We start from the raw sequence: 2,004 nt of genomic DNA, 5'->3' as shown, positions 1-2,004 counted from the left end.
CAGGCCGTTCGGGCCCTTGATGTCGACGTCGAGCGTCGCCTGCCCCGCCGCTGTCGCGTCGAGGGCCAGCGAGAACGAGTTGCGCTGCTTGGCGGCGAGCTTGACGGTGGTGGCGGGGTTGCCGGTCATCTTCACCGGGCCGCCCGTCTTCACGTTGATGACGTAGTCGCCGGCCTGGCCCTCGACATTGTCGATCTCGAGGTTGACCGTGCCGCGGTCACCATTGAGCAGGAAGCGCGGCAGGGTCGTCGTCAGCACCACGGGGTCGCGGATCACGACATCGGTGTTGGCGCGGCCGAGCTTGGTCGCGGTCCACGCCACCGCCATCACGCGCGCCGTGCCGGCGAACTCCGGAATGTCGAAGCTCACTTCCGCGGTGCCGTCAGCGGCGACGGTGACGATGCCCGAATACAACGCCAGCGGCTTTTGCGCCGGCGGCGAGCCCTGGAGTTCGCCAGCGCCGGCGTCGCCGCCGGACTTGATCTGGCCGCGCGTGCCTGACATGCCGTCGATCAGCTGTCCATAGAGATCGCGGATCTCGGCACTCAGGCGGCGCTGGCCGAGATAGTAATCGTCCGGAGCCGGCGGCTTGTAATTGGTGAGGTTGAGGATGCCGACGTCGACCGCGGCGATGGCGATCTTGGCGTCCTCGCCCGGATTGAGCCCGTCGAGCTTGACCGGGATCTTCAACGTCGCGTTCGGCCGGATCAGCGCCGGCGGCGACAGCTTCACCTGCAGCGTGCGGGTCTGCTTGTCGATGCCGAACCATTTCAGCCCGATCGCCCGGCCCGGCATGCGCTGGGCAGCGGCATCGAGCGGACGGCGCAGCGTCGCCACGACGTAGGCACCGGTGCCCCAATCCTTGCCGATCGGGAGCTTAACCTGGGCGGTGCCTTCCTTGACGTCGATGGTCTGCGTCGTCAGCAGGCGATCGCCGAGCACGTTGATGGTCAGCTTGCCGGCGCTGCGTACATTGACCGACACCGTCATGGTGTCGCCGGAGGAATATTGCGGCTTGTCGATCGAGGTCTCCAGCAGGTCCGGCGTATCGGCGCTACCGTCGGAGTACCAGCCGACGTCGAACTGCACCGAGGTCACCGGGCCATCGGCCTCGTTCGACTTCACATCGAGCCGGTAGCGGCCGGGCTGGGGGGTGAGCGAAAGCCGCGTCGGCTTGTCGGATGCAACCGTCACGTCACCGTCGGCAACGCGCGAGGTCGACTTGACCGGCTCGTACTCCCAGTAATTGTTCTGGCGATACCATTGATAGCGCGACTCCATCTTCAGGAGCTCGTAACGCAGGCCGTCGCGGCGCAGCCTCTCACCCTCGGGCGAGACGAACAGGATGTCGAACTCGGCCTTGTCGCCTTCGGCCACGTTCTTGTCGCCGAACAGCGGCTTGACGCCGATCTGCGCCGCGGTGGGCGCGACCGGCAGCACGATCTTGCGCTCGACGGCGCGGCCGCCGGTCTCGACCATGCGGACGAAGATCTGCGCCTCCTGCGGACGGGTCGAGGCCGGCTGCTTGTCCAGCGTCACCGGGAAGGTCGCAACGCCGTTGGCGTCGGCTTCCGGCAGACTCTCCAGCGGCGTGCGCTCGTTCGAGGTGGTCTCCTCGTCGGCGACGCCGAACTGGTAGCCGGCAAAGCCCGGGCGCTCGGCCGCGGGCGCGACCAGCATGTCGCCTTCGAGCTGGAGGCCGGAGGCCGGCGCGCCATAGAGGAAATGGCCGTCCGCCTTAAGCTCTACTGGAGCGTTAGCCTTGATCAGCTTGTCCTTGGCGGACAAGTCGAATTCGATCCTGTCGGGGACGTAATCCTCGACCATGAAGGTGGTCTCGCCGACCGAAGAACCCTTCGGGTCGGTGAAGGCACGCACCCGCCAGGTCCCGGTCGGCACAGCCGAATTGAGCGTCACTGCCAGCGAGCGGCCGCCGGCGCCCTGATCGGACAGCACCGCGCGGCGGAATTCGACGCCGTCGGGGCGCTCGATCACCAGCGTGAG

Annotated in this window: 1 protein-coding gene; it reads right to left on the bottom strand. The window is 67.2% G+C overall.

What is annotated here, in order from left to right; translation table 11 throughout:
• Window positions 1–2,004: MG2 domain-containing protein (locus MOV75_RS36090; RefSeq protein WP_309486999.1), on the bottom strand; the 2,004-nt coding region annotated here is incomplete at both ends.

Source organism: Bradyrhizobium sp. PRIMUS42, assembly GCF_023006515.1.
GTDB lineage: Bacteria > Pseudomonadota > Alphaproteobacteria > Rhizobiales > Xanthobacteraceae > Bradyrhizobium.
This window is presented reverse-complemented; position numbering and strand designations above follow the sequence as displayed.